This window comes from Streptomyces spongiae, from assembly GCF_009377185.1.
Lineage (GTDB): Bacteria > Actinomycetota > Actinomycetes > Streptomycetales > Streptomycetaceae > Streptomyces > Streptomyces spongiae.
Map to the genome: position 1 here is coordinate 1 of NZ_VJZC01000924.1, position 2556 is coordinate 2556.

General features: G+C 72.7%; 2 protein-coding genes and 1 pseudogene. 2 read left to right on the forward strand and 1 reads right to left on the reverse strand.

Features of this window, described 5'->3' with window-relative positions; genetic code table 11:
- Positions 1–71: 71 nt before the first annotated feature.
- Positions 72–1088 carry an aspartate-semialdehyde dehydrogenase gene (locus tag FNH08_RS48730; RefSeq protein WP_322726629.1) on the reverse strand — a complete coding sequence of 339 codons (1017 nt, stop codon included), beginning with the start codon at positions 1086–1088 and terminating at the stop codon, positions 72–74.
- Positions 1089–1565: 477 nt separating this feature from the next.
- On the opposite strand from FNH08_RS48730, the gene FNH08_RS48735 reads away from it, so the two are divergent.
- Positions 1566–2117, forward strand: a complete 552-nt coding sequence (locus FNH08_RS48735; RefSeq protein WP_322726630.1) for an RNA polymerase sigma factor — start codon at positions 1566–1568, stop codon at positions 2115–2117.
- Between the two features lies 1 nt (position 2118).
- A pseudogene (locus FNH08_RS48740) lies at positions 2119–2556 on the forward strand (hypothetical protein); the annotation flags it as partial.

The window sequence follows — 2556 nt, forward strand, 5'->3', positions numbered from 1 at the left end:
CCCCAGGGACAGGATGGGATGGGTAGGGGCGGCGGGGGCGAGAAACCGTCCGCCGCGCGCCCCCGCCGGCGTCAGCCCTTGAGCTCCGCCGCCACCAGCTCCGCGATCTGCACCGCGTTCAGCGCCGCACCCTTGCGGAGGTTGTCGTTGGAGACGAACAGCGACAGACCGTGCTCGACCGTCTCGTCGACACGGAGGCGGCCGACGTACGAGGGGTCCTTGCCCGCCGCCTCCAGGGGCGTCGGGATGTCGGAGAGGGCCACCCCCGGCGCACCCGCGAGCAGCTCGGTCGCGCGCTCGACGGTGATCGGGCGGGCGAACCGGGCGTTGACCTGGAGCGAGTGTCCGGAGAAGACCGGGACGCGGACGCAGGTGCCGGAGACCTTGAGCGCCGGGATCTCCAGGATCTTGCGGGACTCGTTGCGGAGCTTCTGCTCCTCGTCGGTCTCGTTCAGACCGTCGTCCACGATCGAGCCGGCCAGCGGGACCACGTTGAAGGCGATGGGGCGCTTGTAGACCTGCGGCTCGGGGAAGTCCAGCGCCTCCCCGTCGTGCGTGAGCTTGTCCGCGTCGGCGATCACCTTCTGCGCCTGCCCGTGCAGCTCGGCGACGCCCGCGAGACCCGAACCGGAGACCGCCTGGTAGGTGGCGACGACCAGCGCCTGAAGCCCCGCCTCCTCGTGCAGCGGCTTCAGCACCGGCATCGCGGCCATCGTCGTGCAGTTCGGGTTGGCGATGATGCCCTTGGGGCGGTCCGTGATCGCGTGCGGGTTCACCTCGGACACCACCAGGGGGACGTCCGGGTCCCTGCGCCAGGCGGAGGAGTTGTCGATCACGACCGGGCCCTGGGAGGCGACCTTCTCGGCCAGCGCCTTCGAGGTCGCGCCGCCCGCGGAGAACAGGACGATGTCGAGGCCCGAGTAGTCGGCCGTCGTCGCGTCCTCCACCGTCACGCCGTCCAGCACCGTCCCGGCCGAGCGGGCCGAGGCGAACAGACGCAGCTCGTCGACCGGGAACGCCCGCTCGACGAGGATCCTGCGCATGACCGTGCCGACCTGACCGGTGGCTCCGACGATTCCGACCCTCACGACGACTCCTTTTTGCGTGCCTGATGCGTGCGTATTGCGTGCGCTTGACGTGGCCTGGCGTTTCCATCATGCGTCGGTGCCCGGCCCGTGTGTCCAGTTCTTTGCGGGCGTGGCCCGGAGAGTGGGACGCGCCGGGGAAGGCCCAGGTCGGGACGGTATGTCCCGACCGGCGGAGGCTCGGCGCGATCCGGAGTCCCGGACCGCAGATTTCCGCCTCCGACCCACCGCGCACAGGAAGCCGTGCGGGCTCCGTCCCTGGTTCCCGCCTGCCCACCTCCCGGTCCGGTGTGACGTACGACTCCGCACGGATGTCCGGACCAGTCCCTGCCTGTTCCCGGTCCCAGCACGCGTCTGCCCCCATCACTCCCCGCCAAGCGTGCCCTCCGTCACACGCGCGGCGAAAAGAAGCCCCTCGCAGCCGAACGTTTCCCCCGCACCCGGCGTCCTAGAGGAAACGCGGCGAGGGGAGGGGTGGCTGTGCTGCGCAGAAAGACCCGGAGAGCCGAGGGGGTGGACGACCCTCTGGACATGGTCCAGGGGGCGGACGATCCCCTGGACGCGGCCCAGGAGCGTCGGGTGCGGGCGGTGCTCGCGCTCGGCGGGGTTCCGCAGTCGGACCTGCTGGACGGAGTGCAGCAGGTGCGGCTGCGGCTCCTGGAACGGGCCGCGAGCGGCCGCGAGGCCCCGCGGGACGTGTCCGCGTGGGCGGCGGTGGTCGCCTCCAACCTGGCCATGGACTGGCACCGGGCCAAACGCCGCCAGGAGCGCCTCGGTGAGCGCCTGGCCTCGCTGCGGCAGCTGGAGCACCCCTCCGGCGAGGACTCCAGCGTGCTCTCGCTCGCGGTCGCCCGCGGTCTGGACGCGCTGCCCGACGCCCTGCGCCAGGTCGTCGTCCTGCGCTTCTACGCCGACCTGCCGGTACGCGGGATCGCCGAGGAACTCGGCATCCCCGAGGGCACGGTCAAGAGCAGGCTCCACTCGGCGGTCCGCGCCCTGCGCGCCCGCCTGCACGAGGACGAGGTGGTGTGACGTGGCCGCCCGGAACGAAGACCGGCGCGATGACCGCCGCGAAGACCGGTACGACGCTGATGACGCGCACGACGGCGCGTACGACGGCGCGTACGACGGCGCGTACGACGGCATGGACGCGCTGATGGCCGCGATCATGGACGAACCGCTGCCCGAAGGGGCCCTGGACGACGCCGTGTTCGCGGCGGAGCACCGGTCCGCGCTGGCGGACGTGGCGCTGCTGCGCGAGCAGTTGGGGCTGATCGGGGAGGCGCTGGCCGCGGACCGTCCCGCCGAGAACGGCGCGGAGGCGAAAGCCGTGACCCCGGCGGGGCGACCCGCGGCCGCGCGGCCCGCACCCGGCACCGAGGGCACGCCGCGGCCCGCACAGACAGCCGCCCCCGAGACGGAATCCGCACCGGCGCCCACCCCGCCGGTGAAGCCCCACGCGGCCTCCGCC